Origin of the sequence: Vibrio sp. 10N.261.55.A7 (genome assembly GCF_002877365.1) — a bacterium.
Classification (GTDB): Bacteria; Pseudomonadota; Gammaproteobacteria; order Enterobacterales; family Vibrionaceae; genus Vibrio.
The window spans coordinates 1-16,931 of sequence record NZ_MCWZ01000315.1 but is presented as its reverse complement, the minus strand read 5'-3'; the positions used below and the strand labels follow the sequence as shown (position 1 = coordinate 16,931).

22 protein-coding genes and 1 pseudogene are annotated in these 16,931 nt (G+C 44.6%); all 23 read right to left on the bottom strand.

All coding sequences use genetic code 11. The features are described 5' to 3' along the window. Positions 1-282, bottom strand: a pseudogene (locus BCU12_RS19250) (hypothetical protein); the annotation flags it as partial. Further along, on the bottom strand, positions 275-1,444 hold the full coding sequence (locus BCU12_RS19245; protein WP_102405865.1) for a phage tail protein: 1,170 nt from the start codon (positions 1,442-1,444) through the stop codon (positions 275-277). The pseudogene BCU12_RS19250 and the gene BCU12_RS19245, both read right to left, overlap by 8 nt. Next, the gene (locus BCU12_RS19240) at positions 1,444-1,680 is read right to left on the bottom strand and encodes a hypothetical protein (protein WP_102405864.1); all 237 of its coding nucleotides are present in this window, start codon (positions 1,678-1,680) and stop codon (positions 1,444-1,446) included. Before BCU12_RS19240 ends, BCU12_RS19245 begins: the two co-directional genes overlap by 1 nt. Positions 1,681-1,747: 67 nt before the next feature. Further along, positions 1,748-2,308, bottom strand: a complete 561-nt coding sequence (locus tag BCU12_RS19235) for a hypothetical protein (RefSeq protein WP_102405863.1) — start codon at positions 2,306-2,308, stop codon at positions 1,748-1,750. Between the two features lie 9 nt (positions 2,309-2,317). Further along, positions 2,318-3,505, bottom strand: a complete 1,188-nt coding sequence (locus BCU12_RS19230; protein WP_198599385.1) for a phage tail protein — start codon at positions 3,503-3,505, stop codon at positions 2,318-2,320. Continuing rightward, a complete protein-coding gene (locus tag BCU12_RS19225; RefSeq protein ID WP_102405862.1) occupies positions 3,502-4,119 on the bottom strand; it encodes a phage tail protein in 618 nt (205 codons plus the stop codon). The genes BCU12_RS19230 and BCU12_RS19225 overlap by 4 nt, the downstream gene beginning before the upstream one ends. After that, a complete protein-coding gene (locus BCU12_RS19220; protein WP_198599384.1) occupies positions 4,103-5,098 on the bottom strand; it encodes a baseplate J/gp47 family protein in 996 nt (331 codons plus the stop codon). The genes BCU12_RS19225 and BCU12_RS19220 overlap by 17 nt, the downstream gene beginning before the upstream one ends. Continuing rightward, on the bottom strand, positions 5,095-5,427 hold the full coding sequence (locus BCU12_RS19215; RefSeq protein WP_102405861.1) for a phage baseplate protein: 333 nt from the start codon (positions 5,425-5,427) through the stop codon (positions 5,095-5,097). The genes BCU12_RS19220 and BCU12_RS19215 overlap by 4 nt, the downstream gene beginning before the upstream one ends. Continuing rightward, the gene (locus BCU12_RS19210; protein WP_241909879.1) at positions 5,424-6,122 is read right to left on the bottom strand and encodes a phage baseplate assembly protein V; all 699 of its coding nucleotides are present in this window, start codon (positions 6,120-6,122) and stop codon (positions 5,424-5,426) included. The genes BCU12_RS19215 and BCU12_RS19210 overlap by 4 nt, the downstream gene beginning before the upstream one ends. Next, positions 6,091-6,591, bottom strand: a complete 501-nt coding sequence (locus BCU12_RS19205; RefSeq protein ID WP_102405860.1) for a hypothetical protein — start codon at positions 6,589-6,591, stop codon at positions 6,091-6,093. The genes BCU12_RS19210 and BCU12_RS19205 overlap by 32 nt, the downstream gene beginning before the upstream one ends. Beyond that, on the bottom strand, positions 6,557-7,105 hold the full coding sequence (locus BCU12_RS19200) for a phage tail protein (RefSeq protein WP_102405859.1): 549 nt from the start codon (positions 7,103-7,105) through the stop codon (positions 6,557-6,559). The genes BCU12_RS19205 and BCU12_RS19200 overlap by 35 nt, the downstream gene beginning before the upstream one ends. Then, complete coding sequence (locus tag BCU12_RS19195; RefSeq protein ID WP_102405858.1) at positions 7,080-7,418, bottom strand: hypothetical protein; 339 nt, start codon at positions 7,416-7,418, stop codon at positions 7,080-7,082. The genes BCU12_RS19200 and BCU12_RS19195 overlap by 26 nt, the downstream gene beginning before the upstream one ends. A 10-nt stretch (positions 7,419-7,428) precedes the next feature. Then, a complete protein-coding gene (locus BCU12_RS19190) occupies positions 7,429-7,761 on the bottom strand; it encodes a DUF2190 family protein (protein ID WP_102405857.1) in 333 nt (110 codons plus the stop codon). Positions 7,762-7,876: 115 nt separating this feature from the next. Then, entirely contained in the window at positions 7,877-9,970 is a 2,094-nt protein-coding gene (locus BCU12_RS19185) for a ClpP-like prohead protease/major capsid protein fusion protein (protein WP_102405856.1), read from the bottom strand. Beyond that, entirely contained in the window at positions 9,963-11,447 is a 1,485-nt protein-coding gene (locus tag BCU12_RS19180) for a phage portal protein (RefSeq protein ID WP_102405855.1), read from the bottom strand. Before BCU12_RS19180 ends, BCU12_RS19185 begins: the two co-directional genes overlap by 8 nt. After that, positions 11,440-11,661: a hypothetical protein gene (locus tag BCU12_RS19175; RefSeq protein WP_102405854.1), complete on the bottom strand. Its 222-nt coding sequence runs from the start codon at positions 11,659-11,661 to the stop codon at positions 11,440-11,442. Before BCU12_RS19175 ends, BCU12_RS19180 begins: the two co-directional genes overlap by 8 nt. Next, positions 11,658-13,748, bottom strand: coding sequence for a terminase gpA endonuclease subunit (locus BCU12_RS19170; RefSeq protein WP_102405853.1), 2,091 nt, complete (start codon positions 13,746-13,748; stop codon positions 11,658-11,660). The genes BCU12_RS19175 and BCU12_RS19170 overlap by 4 nt, the downstream gene beginning before the upstream one ends. After that, positions 13,729-14,199 carry a hypothetical protein gene (locus BCU12_RS19165; protein ID WP_102405852.1) on the bottom strand — a complete coding sequence of 157 codons (471 nt, stop codon included), beginning with the start codon at positions 14,197-14,199 and terminating at the stop codon, positions 13,729-13,731. Before BCU12_RS19165 ends, BCU12_RS19170 begins: the two co-directional genes overlap by 20 nt. Before the next feature lie 319 nt (positions 14,200-14,518). Next, positions 14,519-14,692 (bottom strand): hypothetical protein, encoded by a 174-nt coding sequence (locus BCU12_RS19160; protein ID WP_241909878.1) that lies wholly within the window; start codon positions 14,690-14,692, stop codon positions 14,519-14,521. Positions 14,693-14,720: 28 nt separating this feature from the next. Further along, positions 14,721-15,074 (bottom strand): hypothetical protein, encoded by a 354-nt coding sequence (locus BCU12_RS19155; RefSeq protein ID WP_102405850.1) that lies wholly within the window; start codon positions 15,072-15,074, stop codon positions 14,721-14,723. A 4-nt stretch (positions 15,075-15,078) separates the two neighbouring features. Next, on the bottom strand, positions 15,079-15,606 hold the full coding sequence (locus BCU12_RS19150) for a lysozyme (protein ID WP_102405849.1): 528 nt from the start codon (positions 15,604-15,606) through the stop codon (positions 15,079-15,081). After that, positions 15,587-15,799: an HP1 family phage holin gene (locus BCU12_RS19145; RefSeq protein ID WP_102405866.1), complete on the bottom strand. Its 213-nt coding sequence runs from the start codon at positions 15,797-15,799 to the stop codon at positions 15,587-15,589. Before BCU12_RS19145 ends, BCU12_RS19150 begins: the two co-directional genes overlap by 20 nt. Before the next feature lie 166 nt (positions 15,800-15,965). Then, the coding region (locus BCU12_RS19140) for a putative phage abortive infection protein (protein WP_198599383.1) at positions 15,966-16,931 on the bottom strand (966 nt) is incomplete at its 5' end.

Here is a 16,931-nt window from a genome sequence, read left to right as displayed (position 1 = left end):
GTAATTCATACCGTCGGTATGTTTACCCTGCTCCGTGATATTGATTTGAGCATTGTCCATGAAGAAGCGGCCCAATGAGTTTTGCAATGCACGATGATCACCATGCACTTTTAACGTCCACTTTAAGGCTTCAAACCCAACCACATCATCAGATTGAAAAAAACCGCCATCATTTGAGGCGGTCTTCGCTTTTAAATCAGGTGGCGTAAACTCCACAATTTCATTCATCAAAGGCACCGCTTCAACCAGTGCCGTAAGACGCATACGAATACGATCAGCCATTTACAACCTCCTCTAACCAAGCTTCAATCAAACCATTATCAACACTCATTTCATACACCATGTGTTCGTTTGGTGAGTATCGACCGTAATTCACGCACAAGTACCATCGCCCAGAGTTATAGTTTTCTAGGTTGTTTTTATCTGGATGAAGAAACGCTTTGAATACAGGAATCACGCCTTGAGCAACAAGGTTCTGGCCCCAGTTAGTTAGGCGATCAATTACCTGCTCCATGAACTCTTCAGTCAGGTTTTTACCCATGAGAGGCTGACTTGTCTCTTCGAGTTTACGAGCCATAAGATCTTCAAGCCCAACATGGCTAATAAAACGCCCCGTATTAGTTCGGTTACCAATGACTGAGTAGCCTCCCATACGTGTACGAGCGATAGTCACTACACCGTGTTTATTTAAGAAGTTGGCTTGAGTAGTTTTGTCATTGATTTTATATGACACGTTACGAGCTGTTTCATCACAAAGAATGCTTCGATTCTGAGGGCTTTCATACCCTTCAACCGAGGCCATTGCAGCAACTAATGCAATGGAAGCAGGCATTAGCAACTGAACACCATCGTAGGTTTTTAAGAACCAAGGGTCGATAATACAAAGCTTATCTTCACCAGTACCCTCTGCACCAAAATCTGCCGCGAATTCGCCAGCTGCCATGTCATTGGTATTTGGCCCGTCCAAGACAGGTCGACAGCGAACATCTCGCCCCATTAATGCTAGTGCTTGCCCGACAGGTTTTGAGGTAAAGCCAGGAGTTGCAATAATAGTTGGGGTTTCAGCGCAAGCCTTTACCGTTTGTAAGCCAGTAATCGCCCCCGTAGCACCATCAACACCACCGATGATTGCAGCTTCTGTCGCTGCAGCATCGACACCTTCAGCAACAACGGTAACGTACAAAATACACTGAACATACTCAAGTAAGTAACGTACAACATTAGGCAGTGATCCTTCACGATCACCCGTACTATCGAGCATCAACATAGCGTGGGAGTAATTCCACAACCGAGTTGGCTCATCATAATTTAGCCCTGCGTTTTTATTCGTAGCAGTACCGATTAGGTGCACTACCTGCAAGGCAAGTGGCCCCATGCCTGGCATTGGTTCAATTGTCTTAACTTCAACGCCATTGAGTTCAAAATCTTGAATTGGTGCGAGCATTACTTGCCCTCTTTTTCAGGTGTAGTTTTCACCGTTAGCTTGACACTTTCAGTGACTACTTTCGGTGATACTGGCTTACCTATTTTTCCACTTAGCAATAGCATTGTGGCCTGTGATGGTAAGAGTGAAATGGTTTGGTCTTTATCTGGAAACCACCATCGCCCATTCTGACGAAGGGGTTTTAATAATGGGTACAGCTTTAGTTTGGATACAGGTGTTTGTTCAGTGCTTGCCATGAACTAGCTCCAATAAAAAACCCGCCTAGTACATGCACTGGCGGGTTTGGTTGTTTAATTGATTACGTTATTTTGTAAGTGGGATTGGCCAGGGGTTTTCATCACGGATTTTTAAGTAAGCAGCATCGGCTTGCGCTTCATTGGCTTGCGCTTTGTCTTCGTTTACTTCAATACGTCGAGCCATCGCTGCTTCTTTATTTAGCGGGTCAACCATCGTTTGGTAAAGTGCTTGTCGTTTGTTGCTCACTTCCAATACTTCAGCTTCATACTTGGCTTGTTCGTTTAACACCCACTGACCATTTTTCCAAACATCAAAATGAGTACTGGGCTCTAGTTCTGTCCAACCATCTTCAATTGGGCCAAGTTCAGTGATAACTTTCGACTCTGCGCAGTTTGATATTTTATAAACACCACTAGAACGGTGGTCTTCAATCAGCTCAGAACCAACTGGAATGCCGTTTTCATCAAAAATAGCAACGACTGCATAGCCTTCTTTACTAGAAACAGGCTCGTTCAATAACGCGTTTTTAGATATATGCCAAGTACCACCACGCTTTTGTGCTTCGATAGGTGGTTGCACTTCTTTAGTTTGGCTATTAATTGGCCAATATTGTTTTACTTCGATCATATTGACTCCTTAGATTGTAATAGCCATTGGTCTCGCAATGTTTCGAGGTCGAGTTTCGTTGGCTGATTTGGCTCCTCTAATTCCAGATGTATTATTTCCAGTGAGGGTGAAATTTCGCTCCGGCGTTAGCAACTCTTCAGAATTCCCTACTCGTCTGAACGCTTGATATTCATGGTAATGCTCTTCCATAGCGTCCAATTGACCGCTGTTTAATATTCGTTCTACGTCTATTCCCCGCCCTTGATCTAACACTCGCAAAAACTCACCTCGAATGTCACCGGTGTTGATTATATTGCTTGTCACAAGGTGCGGATATCTGCGCGCTAATCGCCAATATACAGCGATAGGTAAATCAACATTTATCTCCATCACAGCCCACTCTGGGGCGTTGGTATCTAACCAAAAAAACGGCATACCAATCTGATCACCTGTGTATGGAATCCAATAAAATGGCTTTGTGCTATCTGCCCAACCTATGTGACGGTTAACATCCAACAAAGGGGATTTACCTGCAAGTGATTCAACATTTGAATACCACTGCCAATAACTAAGTTCACCTGTAGCTTGGTCTTTTGAGTAGCAAATCTCACCGACTGAATACACTCGGTTAGGGTCATAAGGTAAAAACTGAGCGATACTTGCTAACGGGTACTGCCCATGCGGATCTTCTTCCGCTTTGTGCTTCTCGTCAAACTCATTTAAATCTCTTTCAGACACTAGCACCACTGAAGGATCAACCGTGAAGTTAATAACCTCTGCATTGGATGTTTGAAAGCGTAGACGATAAATGAAGCTCTTCGCGTCACCTGGTTTATAGCTTTTGAAATCCCCTTCAACACGACGATATGAATAGAGCTCGCCTTTGTCGGTTATCGCGGCTAAGCCCCAGATTTGATAACCCTGATTATTGATATGGTGATCAGCAGAAATACTGATTTGAACAATGAATTCACCTGGGTTATCTAAATCTTGCTTAACCGTTGCAGGGAATAGCCCATCAGCGCCCAAGTCATTGACCATCTCGGTGACATTAATCGGCGACTGATTCTCAGCTAATAAACCACCATCAATTTTGATATGAGTAATTAAGACTTTCTCACCCAGTGCTTTAGCGGCAGCTTCTGCTTGAATCCCCACTAATGTTTGGTAGCCCTGAGTATCTAGCGCATTCAGTTGTTGCGGTGTCATTTGCGTCATATTGCGGCTCTCGAATCACTGTAAACATACGCTTCGTTCAATATTCCAACTCGCATTGAAACGACACGTTCTTGATCTTGAAAAATAAATGGAGGGCTATCACTGATCACCCCTGTTTCACCAAAGCAGGCAACGTTCCTAGCTATCGTTGTAGAACGAACTAAATCCAAAGAGATTGAATCACGTTCACTTTTATAGGTGGTCACACGCTGTGATAAACGCTTTTGAAGGTCGCCGGTTAATGCGCCCTTTTCTACCTCGGCTTCAATATCTAACGAGTAAGGTAAAGAGCCTCTCGCTACTTCGGAAAGAAAGCCCAACGTCGATAGAGCTCGGTTTAGCCCTAGCCGCGTACCTGCTTTGCTATGAATTTCAAATGCCTTATCCGTAGTTTGCCGTTGCTGATCTAATGTGTCATTTGGTTGCCAATCTGCGACTCCACGTTCGCCAGCCAAAAGCACAACAAATTCATCAGGTGTTAGTAAAGGGTTCTTTAAATCAGGATAAGGATTAGCGGTTTGTTTGAGTAACTGTTGCCAGGCATATTCCAGTGACTCTTCAACAAGGGTTCGGTTGTCTGGTTGAACACTAATAAAATCATTCGGCTCTGACATCAACGATCACCTCAGTGCAATATGGCGCCTCATCCCAACGACAAGTTACATCCGTCGCAGGCTCTAGAACCTTCACTCGCTTAACGCCAAGTTCAAAGAACTCATGGCCAATTTCCTCAACATCTATCACCTCTTCCAAACGGTGCTTACGCTCTGAAAAAGTAATGCCGGCTAATTGTGCCTGCTCTTGAGAGACATGGTTATTCGGGTTAGCACCGGTATAGAGCACCACACTGATTCGGTAAGGTTTTGGAATTGCTGCTTTCGTTGTGATTTCATCACTCTCTTGAGCAATATCATCACGATTCAAATACTGACTCGCCCGTTCAAGTAGAGCGGCACTCGGCACACCATCCACGCTTTCACGGCTCAGAATCGCCACTTCAACTTTGCCTGAATTCGCTTCAACCATTCTTGCTTGAGCGTCTTTCACCAACGCAGGTTGAGCAGTCTTTGGAAACTCATAACGAACTAGAACGGCATCAGCTTCTGATTCCACTTTAATCACGGGCCGCTCATCAAGTGTTAGTGCGTGAAAACGGTAACCAAGGCGAGTGCCCGTGGTATGAAATTGATAAGCCGCCAAATCGAAACGACGTAGAAGATCTTCATTAGATTCCATCACCGCAGGCTTTGGAGGAAATACAGAGTTGTCTTCTGCTGTTAGTGTTTGACGCTTCAAGCTGTACTGCATCGCTATCAAATCCACCATATCGGTTTCAGTGACATACTTGCGAAACATCTGCAGCGCCCAATAATTCTTTTCTCTTGTGTCAGCAATGTACTTGAGAACAAGTGACTGTAAGACTTGAGCAAGTAGCTCACTGTCATTGGTGAGTGCCTCTTGAAGATAAACCGCTTTTTCCTCATCACTTGCCGCGCAATGAGCAACAGCAAATGCGATGTACTCACTTAGCAAGGTTTCAAAATTCGGCTCTTGGAATGCTTTGGGCCTTTCTTCTTTCGCTAATATCGTCATAAATTAACGCTCATTTTCAGCGGTTCGCCTTGCCATTTACCAACCACTTTCACAACAAAGCCTGTTGATGTAGAAGAAGCTAAACACTGCTCAACGGTTAAGCCTTCAAGTTGATTGTTGGTATTGGTCAGCGCTTCAATCGATAGGTTTTGAACGATAAGTGCTTCTGAAGGGCTCTGATTTTTACCCAATCGTTCAACCGCTCGGTTGCCTAATGCTCTTCGTTTTACTCGTGAGCCAACCTTGGTGGTCAACACGCGCTTAATACGACAGCTCAACGCTTTAATACCCGTTACCGTAAGCCCAGTATCTTGATCAATTGCTATCATTGTTTTGCCTTACTGGTTGGCCTACCTTCATCGTCAATATGGAAGTGAAGCTTCACACTGTACCCATCGACAACAACATCACCGTCCGTTACTTCCATTGAACCGGCGAACGTCGCTGCACCTCCGCCTACTCCACCAGAAACAGCAAACGCGCCTTGGTGATTAAACGAACCGGTACTAACAATGCTGCCCGTAGAAATAGTATCGCCAGTGCGATTGGTGTTACCGGAATGCTCTTGATTTCCAACATGAGTTAAATCAGCATTGAGATTCATGCCACCAGGGTAAGTACAAGTTAACGAGCCTTCATCCAGGTCATAAACCTCCGACATTCCACCGCCGTAATCTGTCATTACCTCGTTATCTTTCAACGTAGGGAAAGGAAACAAAGTAGACCGCAGCCCCATCAGCGCGACTGAATTACTCAAGCTGTCACCGCTGCCAAGATTAATCACAATGCATTGCTCACCTACAGTTGGCCGTCGGTAATGAGTGACTCTTCCGGCACTAGGCACAAAAAAAGGAGCCCCTTTTGCAAGGTTTGCTCCTGTTTTTATATCTACTGTGTCTTCATTGGCCACCGCCACCGTTCCCAAACGAACGATGTTAGCGAGGCGCCTGTTTGTATCTTCTAGCTCTTCAGTCAAAGAAAGCACTTTACGTTCAAGAGCCAGTAACCGATTCATCCACTGCATCACTTTCAACTCCTGCTAGTTCAATCGCTGTCTCTGCAATTGGGCCCATACGAATGGTTTGCTTAAAGGTCACCGTACGTGCAAAAACGCCCAGTTCTGGGTTGAATCGGCTTGGTAGATTGGAAACCAAAACACTCTCTTCTAAGTCGTCACCCACATTGAAGAACTCGTTAGATAACTCACGTTCTACACGGGTCGAAGCATCCAAAGCTTCAAGATCAAACTCATTGATTGAAGTCGGCACCTCAACCAAAAACCGTAATTCAATATTGTGCTTTGCCCTTCCATCGTTAGAGAAACTATTCACAGGCTCAACTTCACCGACTAAGTAACTAATCTGAGTACTGGTTAGCTCTTTGGCACAGCGTTGATAAGAGGTTTTAATACGAATACTCAACGCCTGCTCTAAATGCTCAACCACTTTTTTGACCCACTCACGCGGCGAGCGAAAGTACTGTTCGGAACTCACGATGGAAAAACTCCTCGAATTTGCGATTAATGTCAGGCAAGTAGTTGCTCACAATGTTTTCGGTGTCATCTGATATATCGACCGTCACAAGCTTGATGCTTTTACGCTGCTTTCCCGTTCTTCGGAAAACCAAAAGCTCATCGCTATCCATTGAAGAGATAAACGCCCCTTCATAGAACTCACTGCCAACTCGGACACCAAGCTTATTTTGAACTGGCTTACCGGTTCGATGAACACCCACTTCATTAACCCCAATCCACAGCTTTGAAATCCGCCCGTTCTTATAGGTACGAAAGCGCGAACGCAAAGACTTGTTGTCAATTTTCAGCTCAAAGCCAAGTTCGGCCATCGTGACGGCTCGCAGCCAACGATTGGTTAGCGTTGCGGCTCGGCTGACTACTTTGGGAATCTCTTTTTCAAAGGCTTCGTATTTGCGAATAAACTCAGAATCAATCAACATTCGAGAGTTGTTAGTAACGTTAGTAACGCTACTCGGTGAATTCAGACCAACCATTAGAGCTTGCCCCTTCACCTATTGGCACCATCACATATTCATTGCTGATCTGGCTGTCAGTACCGTTGCCCTTTACTGGCTGCTCATAAACGAGCATAAAGTTCAGGTCGCGATAAACAGTACTGCAAGACTCGGGCAACGACTCGCTAGTGATAAGGCGATGCACCGTATGGTTTCCACGCTTTGCACTTTGGATATAGCCTTTAATCTCTTTAGGTTCACCATCTGAAGCTGTTATTGAAATGGTATAACCGAAACTGTCAGTGATGGAAGCTCGAAGAAGGCTCCGAGCATAATCAAATGCGCTGCTCATACTAAGCCGCCTAAGCAACGAACTGAGTGATCACCTCACCCATGAGCAACACACCACCTTCAACAAACACGCCAATGGGTTGCTTAATATCACCCGAGGAAGAAGGTAGAGTCTTAGTGAACTCTCCACCCTTAAAGTAAGCAGGCTCACAATTGAAAGCTGGCGTATCACCGGCTTTAATCGGCCCATCATAAAACCCGTCGTAACTACAAGTGACCGCATCACCTGCCTGAACCGTGAAATGAGGAACAACCAACAGTGCGCCAACCAATACAGGTACGTCTTTAGTAAAACCGCCTACAGGTGCAATCACCGCGATCTTTTTGCCTTTACTAAGCTGCATAACAGTTCTCTTTTTAGAATTTGAAACATGAAAAAGGGAGCAATCAGCTCCCAGTTAGAATTGGATGAAGTTCGACAAGTGTTTTAACTCGCCTTGGCTTTAAGTTGCTTTGGTTTTAACTCGACTTGAATGTCGCCTTCGCAATGCCACGACGATCAACAACCTTAGAGGTGATGTCATAAGTGATGCGGAACTTAGCCCCATCGCTTGACCAACCATCCGCTGTTTCTAACCACGGGTCTTGTTGACCATCTAGGAAGCCCATCAATACAGTGTCGAAGTCTTTACCTGTTAGAGCCAATGCGCCATTCACACCAGTAACTCGCGCAGTTTCAATGACGTTCTTGAACTTCTTATAGGCTGGATTGAATTCAGTTGGCTTACTTGCGGTATTGAGTACCGCTTCAAGCATTGATGCATGGTCAGGGTGAGCAATCAAAAACTCACCACGTAAATCCAAGGCATCGCCACCACCGTCTTTATCACCATTCAAAGGAACTGTCGTCGCCGTTGCAAAGACCTTATGCAGAGCCATGATCAACGCGGTGTAATCAGCTGCCGTGACATCATCAATGAGGTTGCCCCACTTATCGGCACTTGGCGCTTTCTGGAAGATAGATTTACCATCTTTCATTTTGCCGCTTAGGATAGCGTTAAACATCAGTTTGTCAGACAGTCGGTAACCGGCTTGCATGAACTTACGAGGCACTTTGGCCACTAAACCAATCTCATCGTTAATGATGGCTTGACGAGTAAACTTAATCTCTCGACCAAACGTAGCAAGTTGAATACGCTCACCGCTGCCTTTTAAGGTCGCTGCTTTGTATTCACCGTCTTCACCCACGCCCATTAGGTCAGGTGCATCGTTCACCATCACCAATTCTGTTTCGCGAAAATCACTTAGGTTCTCAACGTTAGCCAAATCACGCCATAGAGGAGAACGAACCTTCTTCTCATCCAACATAACGGTGCGAATGCCTTCAGTGATAATGTCGCCAAAATCACCTGAGTTAAACGCTCGGTTCACCAGCTCGTTCTTGGTCACTGCACTACGAGCATTCACATCTAAACAGGCTCTGGCCATGTTCAATAATGACTCATTACCAAACGAGTTATCTTTCTCTAGCTCTGCCACACCTGCTCGCGCATTGAGTGCATTTTGTAGTTCATCTTTAACGTGGTTTCCGTTATCAACGCGAATGTGTGAAGCCGTTAAATTAGATTCGGGTTGACGCTGACCTGTAACGGTTTGCTCCCCCATATTTTCTAGAATCTTGGCTGATGCTTTATTAACTGAGCATTCAAGATCAACCAACAACTCGTTAGTCAGCTCATCGCTTACTTTGTGCTGAGTACATAACGCTCGAATGTCTAACTGGCGTTGGTTCTCAGCTTTTACTGCATTTTGCAGCTCTTCTGGTGTAAATGGTTTCGGCATGTCGCTTACCTGTTCAGTGTTTGAGTGTGGTTGATGGTTTGAAATTGCTTGGTTGTTTGAATCGGATAGATTGTTTGAAAGTGGCCGTTCGTTTGTATCTGGCGGAGTACTCGGTGTTGATTGTTCTTCTGAAGACAAACAATTCAATAACGAGTCGGGAACGTTTTTAAAGGCTGATAGATTGTTAACATCGTCCTCAGAGAAGCAATTGCTAAGATCAACCGAATCGATCACCTCATCAATCAAGCCCCATTCCAACGCCTTTTCAGCGGTAAACCAGGTTTCCTTTTGCATAGCTTCTAGAAACTCTTCATGGCTTTTCTTACCACCAGAACGATCAACATATTCTTGTGAAATCAGCTCGCGTGAATTCTTCCACTGCTGCATAGCCGCTTCTAAATCGGCCTCTTCACCCCATGCTCCAATTTGAGGATTGTGAATCATCATTGAAGTGTTAGCTGGCATTTGGCGATTGTCGCAAGCGTTCAAAACATACGTACCAATTGAAGCAACGAGGCCATCAACAACGCCCGTTGTTTTGCCTTTGTGTGCTTTAATCGCATTATGAAGTGCAATCCCTTCATAGACTCCGCCACCACGAGTATGAACACGTAGGACAAGGTCTTTAGCACCTATCGCTTGCAGGGCTTCAATGAGTTGAATGGCTTCTATTTCGTAGCTGCCAATCACCCCATGAATATAGAGTTGAGCGGGTTTATCCTCTGAGCTATTGGTCAGGGTGTACCAGCTTTTTTCGGTTGGTTTAGGCATTCATAACTCCATCACCATTTTTGTTGGTTGTGATTTTTTCGGCCATCTTATGAGTCGGGTCAGACGTACTCACAATGCCCATCTCATTCATCTGCTTTCGGTCTGCTTGGATCTCTTTACGAGTCGATAACGGGTTAATGTTTCGTTCCCGTTGCGATTGGCTAAGCGAGAACAGACACAGCTGCGTTCCCTTCTCTATTCCTTCCATCTCTTTCTTAGGATCAATCCACGGCATCACTGGCGCTTGATAAATCGCGTTTTGAATACTGGAAGCATCAACACCCGCTGGCACTTTTAGCTCACCGTTCAGAATCGCCATAGAAAGCGCATTACGATATTGAGGACGCGTCCAACTCAGAACAAACTTTCGTTGCAGCACTCGGTAACGAGCAAACGAATCAACCAGTTCTTGTCGGTTAGAAGAGTAAGCCCCATCGTAATTACGAGTAACAGACGAGTTGTTTACCCCTACCGCACTGCTCACTAGCTTTTGCTGACCGTTACGAAATGGCGCACTCATGGATTCTTTACGACTAGACTCAACAATCCCTGCATCTTCCCCTGGTGCTAACTCAAATGAATTACCCATCCCAAGGAAAATGTCATCACTTCGCCCAATCTCATCATTCTGGCTAGTCGGATCACGCTTAATGAAATAGGCAAAGCGAGAAGCAATCTCTGCGCTAACCATTTCCGAGTTGTCGTAGCTCTCAAGCCGTGAAATCAAATCAAGCGTAGAGTGAAGAATGGAAACCCCACGGTTTTGATGCAGACGACGAGTAAACTTCAAATGGCAGATAAACGATGAATCCACCTCCGCGAACTCAAAGCCCTGGGCATCTTTTTGAATCAAATAGCTGATCGCCTGACCAAGCCAATTACGTTTAATCCCTTCCATCACAGAGCCTTCCGGTTCAGTAATGTGTCTCGGCACAAACTGAGGCTCAAAAGGCTGAATCGCAAAAGGCGTTGTTGATGGATAAATCAAATCAGGATGCTTACCCATATACATGCGGCCAAACACTTCACCATCACGCAGCCAAGTTCGACAAGCTAACCATTCGGTTTCACTTCGAGAGGTTTCGTTATCGATATTTTGTTTAAGAGAATGCAGTTCCCACCACTTAGCAATGGCTTGAGCAAACTCAATATGAACCTCACCCTTATGATCAAGTGGCTGTGGCTCCACCATAATTCCGTTTGGGCCAACAATGTTTGCGCACAGCTCATCTAATATCGCGGTGATAAACGGATTGTTCTCATCCCCTTCACGAGCACGCTGATAAATAGCCTTAGCGCCTTTGTTCAATTCATTGGAAGAGGTTTTAGAGAAGTTACGTTTTTGCTTTGTCTTTGGGTCAGTAGGAAGTGCAGCGGTGTATTTGTTTAGTAATGAACGGTCATACAGCCGCTTTAAGCCATGTTGAGGGCTAAACACAGCGACCACTCTGTCGAATAGGTTTAACGGATTACTCAAGGTAATTCCTCCTAATCATGTTGCGCCTACCACCGGTTGCTTCTTGAGAAACCAAACGAGTTAGACGCTCTATTTCAGACCGAACCGTTGCAAGGCTCGCTAACGTGAGCTTTTCACCTTCTGCCGTTGTGACTTCTTGCTGCATTAAGATCTTTTTTTCTGCTTCGATGTACCAAGCAAGGCGTTCTAGATTTGTAGGTAAAACTGCTGTCATCCGAAAATACCTTTTGAGTGGTTGTATCTGCGTTGAACCTTACGTTCAAACTCTGGTTTAACATCAGCATCAACAACATTTGGGTTCATCTGTGATTCAGATGCCCATAGCGGAGGCTTTTCCCAGTTGATGTCGTCACCACCTAAGTAATGCATACCTGCTTCAGCGTAAGCACACAGGTCTAAAGATTCGTTCGACGTATTCGCCGGACACTCCCAATCACCTTTATGGTTAATAAACTCAGCAGTCAGTTCTTCATACCAACTGCGCTCAGCCCATTTAGGTAAATGGAAGTATCGAGAGCCAAATTCGAGCCTTGAATAGCTCGCGGCCACCCGATTTTTTAAACGATTGGTATGAAGAAGAAGTAGAGGAATTTCACCATGAGCAAGCTTGCTTCGTTTGTCTGGGTGACTCTCTTTCACTAAAGAATCTATGTCTCTGCTCGCCCCTTTAACTAAACGGAACAAGTGAGCCAAGCTCTTTGGTTTTAGTCGGTTGTAAAATTGGTAAGCAAAATCGGTAACAGAGGTTTTCTTTCCATCCTTCTCACCACCAGAACCACCTGAATCGCACAACGTGAGAACTGGCTTCATCACTCGCCCAGAGCCATCGCTTAGTGGGTAGGTTTTCTTGATCACCTGGTCGATAATCAAATCCCAATCTTCTGAATAAACAGCAGGATTAATACGATCATTATTACGGTTTGGATTGGTTAGAATCTCAAAACGGTCAATCACCCAACGTTGTAAGCCAACGCCAAACACTTGAGCCTGAACCACAAACCGCGCATTCTTTTTACCGCCTTGAACATCGATGTTCATTATCAAAAATCGACCATTTTCAGGCACAACAGAACGAGGATGGTCCACCGCTTTGTGCATCAACTCATGAGCACCAATATCGCTGCCTTGAGTTTGCAAAATATAAGGGCGACCCACATCAACGTTGTAGAACGTCATCAGCTTATTTTCGTCACCATTATTCTCAAACTGACCTTGAGCACTCAAATATCGAAGAACAATACCTTCCCAACTTTGATAGGTAGCCGCAGGGCCTTCAAACCAGAAAGTCGCCCATTTAGATTGTCTAATCAGACTTTCATCAGTAACTTCTTCACCGAATTGATCAATCGCTCCCTCGCGAAACCAACGCGCTGCTAAGTTCTTCTCTTGCTTTTGTTGCTCATCAACCTTGTGACCACAGCGTGGGCATTTCATATGCGCTGACTTTGCCATTTCTAGAGGGTTGCTTAAGCTCTCATCCCAATGCATGACTTCAAATACAGGTCGAAACCAACAATCACAGTCATCACACTGCCAATACCAGCAACGACGATCACCAAAGTTGTACAGTTCAGCAATACCGCCACAGGGCTGCGCTTCATGTGCGCCAAGCAACTCTTCATCGATTGGCTGACGAACCAAGCGACCAGGAGAACTTTCTGCCATCGCCATACCCGAAGATTTGGCATTTTGGATACGCTTAAGCATCAGCTGAAACTTATCACCCTCATCGCCAACACCATCATCGTCTCGGTCATAATCAGAACAACCGACATAACGAAACGTCTCAGCAGACAAACTGCTTTCAGTCGCGGAATCTAGGTTTAGGTTCATGCCATTAAGGAAATGCTTATAAGTCAGGTTGTCGTCTGATTTTCTGCCCGTTCTTAACTTGCTGATCCCCTTGGTGGCCGCAAAGCAACGAGCCAAATCTTTCTTCGACATCGCCTCTGCTTTCTTCTTGGTACTGTAGATAAGCAACATATCGCCAGGTGCTTGAGTCACCGCGTAGTTAACCCAACCTTCGACCAATGCTTTGGTTTTACCCGAACGAGCTGGCCCCATCAAAATCGTTGCTTCATAAATACGGCGGGGTAAGCAATCCATAGGTTCACGCATGTATGGCACTTGGCTAGAAAGAAACTTGGTTACGTCTGTACCGTTAGAGATCCACAAGCCTTCATCAGCAGCCTCCACTGGCGTTTTGTCTTCAGGCTTACACAAGTACGCAAGCCTTCTACGAATCTTCGCTGCATCAGCAAACTTAACACCCAAGCATTCATCAAACTTGTTCAAGCTCATCGGTTACCGCCTGTAAATCAAAGTTAAACAGCCTTTCTAGCTCTTCAAGCTGCTGTGGGTTTATCGCAGTAATCGCCGTTTCTACGCGTGTAATTGCCGTGGTTTTGAAACCCTTAACCGCGGTAATACAACGCCCTAGCTCACTTTCATAATCGGTAATATCCACCACATCTTCGGTGTCCTTCATGAACTTGAGTTTTTCGTTTTGGGCTTGAATGTAAGCCCTAAATTCTGCCGCCGTTTTAAAGCCCATTAAATCTGGTGCATTGCTTTCTTTAACTGGCGCTTGGCACAGATAAGGCGCGACTTGAACCACATCATAAAGTGGTGTTGACCCTTTATAAGCCGTTGGCTCTACCCCTGCGTTCTTGAGCTTTTTGCGAATGGTTGAGCGGTGATAATCGAACGCTTCAAGTTCCGTTAAATTCCAAAGGCGCTTTTCATTATTCATTGTTGTGCCTCAGTTAATCCCGTCTCTCCGAGTGTCACGCCCTTACCGCCTATGGCTGACGTTTCCAGTAATGTAGGGAGTCTCACCCATGACTTGCTTCTTTTTGATTCTTATCCCGCACTCACACATAAGGAGTAAGCAGAGCAACCTGCTTTGTGGTCATTGTTAACGAGTTAAGACGGCGAGAAGCCAACGCAAAGGAATGTGGTCACCACCGTAGGCACTGCTGTTAAATAGCCGAAGCTTGGCAACGCACGACGACGTTGCAAATCACTAGCATGGTTTGCCATTGGTGGTGGTAGATATAACTGTTGATTGATTAAAGCGGTGTCACATCAAAACCGTAAAAGCGCCTGATGAGGTCAAGTTGATCAGCACAGGTTCGCCACGCAGAAAACCAAACAGGGTCACGGGTTACCGCTTCTCCATAGGTTTTCGGTGGCTCATAAAATGGTTGATCACATTGAGTAAGATAAGCGGCTGGCGGAATCACCAACCGGTCTTTGTATTCGGTGATGTACTCAGTGGTAGTACACCCAATCGATAGAGTCAGGAATAGGCACATCAGCACACTTTTCATGTTTGATACCCTCTTGAATCACAGTGACGACTTGTTTAGTTTTCGCGGTGCGCTTTGAAAGCTGAACTTTCATTTCATCGGCGGCTTGCTGAGCAAATAGCTTGTCTCGCTCAGCCCTATCAACCGTTTCGGTCATGCTTTGATTAGCTGATGCAGTGAGTATTAATTGGCTATTCAAACTGCCTAGCTCGGTATTCTTATCTTCAACAACGCTAAACAACCAAGCGTTGACCATAATCGAAATTAAGAACAGAGCACCTAGAGCAACCGTCGCTATTAGCTTGATTCGAGTCATATCATCACCACCCTTCTAAACAAGCTTGTTGCTCAATGGCCCTTCGTTTGACTACCCCTGAACATTGACTATCAGGGGTACGACAATCTTTTCCATTAACATAGACCCAACGTTGCAACTCATGACACGCTTTTTGTGATTGGTTCTTGTTAAACAGCTTAAGCATGGTTGAACGATTAAAGTTACCAGCGCCAAGGTTGAAGACGAAACTAACAAGCACATCGAATTGAGATTGAGTGACATCAACAGTAAGGGATTGATTTACTACTCTTTCAGCGGCTTTTACATCAGCAATAAAGTTGTGAGCAATTTGCTCTTTGGTAACGACATCACCTTGCTGCACACTTGTTGTGTGGCCAAGGCCGTTCGTCCATACATTTGCACTGCATTGGTAGGCTTGGGTTCGGCAGCCTTCAAGGTTTGCAATGTGCGCTAACCCTTGTTGGCTCGTTTGCATGTTAGGCGCAATACTAAAGGCAATAGCGAGAACGGCGGCTACTGAACAAACGGTTTTACTGACTAATTTTTTCATACAGTTCTTCCGACACTGGACGCCTACGAATCTCATCCAACATTTTCAATTTGATTCTGCGATTAGTGAAGTAAGTGATAAACACCATGATCACACCAATGATTGCCGCCCAATCTTGTATAGAGAACATGCCAGTGAGCGCAAGTAAGCAACTGGTGAGGTAGGTAAGAAATGAAGAAATTTTCTCTTGCATAGAGCACCCACAAAAAAGCGCCGCTTTCACAAAGGAAAGTGGCGCTTCAATTTTAATGTATGACCAGAAACAACAAAGCCCCATCGGTTAGATGAGGCTTTGCAATGTGGTTATGCTGCACCCTTAAAAGGTGAATGTCAAGACTAATAACTGATGCCCGAACGCTTTATACTTGATCGCCGTGTTGTTTAACCAAAACATCAAGAGCACTATTCTCCCTAGGAGGGTTTGCAGCTATCAATCTTAGCAGCCCATCATCTTTTTTATCTAATAACGTCTCGAGCTCTTGGAGTCGTACTTTAGAACTTTCATTTTTATCAAACGATTTCTTAGAGTATGTACCAAGGATGGTGTAGTACACATTTGGATGACTAATTTCACTAAACCCCCCTCTTCTCGCATAATTAATATACTTAGCAAAAACCAAATGCTCTAGAAAGTTAAAACGCTCGACTAATAAGAAATACTTATGAAACGCATGAGTCTCTTCATAGCCATCAACACAATTAATAGCTAAAGCAAGGAGAACATTCGTTGGGATTGTTGAACGGACTAGGCTGGAGTACGACTTCTCCCCTTCTAAAACCAACCCATTCAAATATTCGTTATTATAGGTTTTCTCACTATTCCCGGGGTGGTTTCTCGCTATAAACTTAAGCAGTTGATATAACGTTCGATAATATCTGCACACGTTAGGGTCTAATAATAATTCTCTTCTAAGTGTACTCATTGCAGTGTTATGCGCACCTCGCTCTTCATTAACTACATTAACTAAATATTTATTATTTGATATTTGCAAAAGCAATTGATTATGCTCGGCCAATAAAGAATAAAATGTATTTTCAAATTGTTGTAACTGAGTAGCACGACTCTGCAATTCGGCCAAATCCTTTTGCTCTATTGCTGTATTTTTTGCATCCTCGACTTGTTCCTGTAATGCGAAAGCTTGGTTTTCATGTGCGATTGTTGCTTTAGCCATTTCGTCCCGAGTTAGTTCTATCTCTTCCCTAGTTAACCTAAGTTCTTCTAGCGACACGTTATGACTTTTGTTCTGTTGGAAAATAGTCCATAGCAATGCAATAAAAGATAAAAGCGAAATAACTGGTGCTGAAAAATTATTAAAGAAAGTACT

Bases quoted from the DNA above. Each gene is read 5' to 3' on its own strand.
- BCU12_RS19215 (WP_102405861.1), bottom strand. From the start codon at position 5,427: ATGATAGCAATTGATCAAGATACTGGGCTTACGGTAACGGGTATTAAA.
- BCU12_RS19235 (WP_102405863.1), bottom strand. From the start codon at position 2,308: ATGATCGAAGTAAAACAATATTGGCCAATTAATAGCCAAACTAAAGAA.
- BCU12_RS19155 (WP_102405850.1), bottom strand. From the start codon at position 15,074: ATGACTCGAATCAAGCTAATAGCGACGGTTGCTCTAGGTGCTCTGTTC.
- BCU12_RS19200 (WP_102405859.1), bottom strand. From the start codon at position 7,105: ATGGTTGGTCTGAATTCACCGAGTAGCGTTACTAACGTTACTAACAAC.
- BCU12_RS19195 (WP_102405858.1), bottom strand. From the start codon at position 7,418: ATGAGCAGCGCATTTGATTATGCTCGGAGCCTTCTTCGAGCTTCCATC.
- BCU12_RS19230 (WP_198599385.1), bottom strand. From the start codon at position 3,505: ATGACGCAAATGACACCGCAACAACTGAATGCGCTAGATACTCAGGGC.
- BCU12_RS19185 (WP_102405856.1), bottom strand. From the start codon at position 9,970: ATGCCTAAACCAACCGAAAAAAGCTGGTACACCCTGACCAATAGCTCA.
- BCU12_RS19240 (WP_102405864.1), bottom strand. From the start codon at position 1,680: ATGGCAAGCACTGAACAAACACCTGTATCCAAACTAAAGCTGTACCCA.
- BCU12_RS19175 (WP_102405854.1), bottom strand. From the start codon at position 11,661: ATGACAGCAGTTTTACCTACAAATCTAGAACGCCTTGCTTGGTACATC.
- BCU12_RS19150 (WP_102405849.1), bottom strand. From the start codon at position 15,606: ATGAAAAAATTAGTCAGTAAAACCGTTTGTTCAGTAGCCGCCGTTCTC.
- BCU12_RS19225 (WP_102405862.1), bottom strand. From the start codon at position 4,119: ATGTCAGAGCCGAATGATTTTATTAGTGTTCAACCAGACAACCGAACC.
- BCU12_RS19210 (WP_241909879.1), bottom strand. From the start codon at position 6,122: ATGCAGTGGATGAATCGGTTACTGGCTCTTGAACGTAAAGTGCTTTCT.
- BCU12_RS19170 (WP_102405853.1), bottom strand. From the start codon at position 13,748: ATGAGCTTGAACAAGTTTGATGAATGCTTGGGTGTTAAGTTTGCTGAT.
- BCU12_RS19220 (WP_198599384.1), bottom strand. From the start codon at position 5,098: ATGACGATATTAGCGAAAGAAGAAAGGCCCAAAGCATTCCAAGAGCCG.
- BCU12_RS19145 (WP_102405866.1), bottom strand. From the start codon at position 15,799: ATGCAAGAGAAAATTTCTTCATTTCTTACCTACCTCACCAGTTGCTTA.
- BCU12_RS19245 (WP_102405865.1), bottom strand. From the start codon at position 1,444: ATGCTCGCACCAATTCAAGATTTTGAACTCAATGGCGTTGAAGTTAAG.
- BCU12_RS19165 (WP_102405852.1), bottom strand. From the start codon at position 14,199: ATGAATAATGAAAAGCGCCTTTGGAATTTAACGGAACTTGAAGCGTTC.
- BCU12_RS19190 (WP_102405857.1), bottom strand. From the start codon at position 7,761: ATGCAGCTTAGTAAAGGCAAAAAGATCGCGGTGATTGCACCTGTAGGC.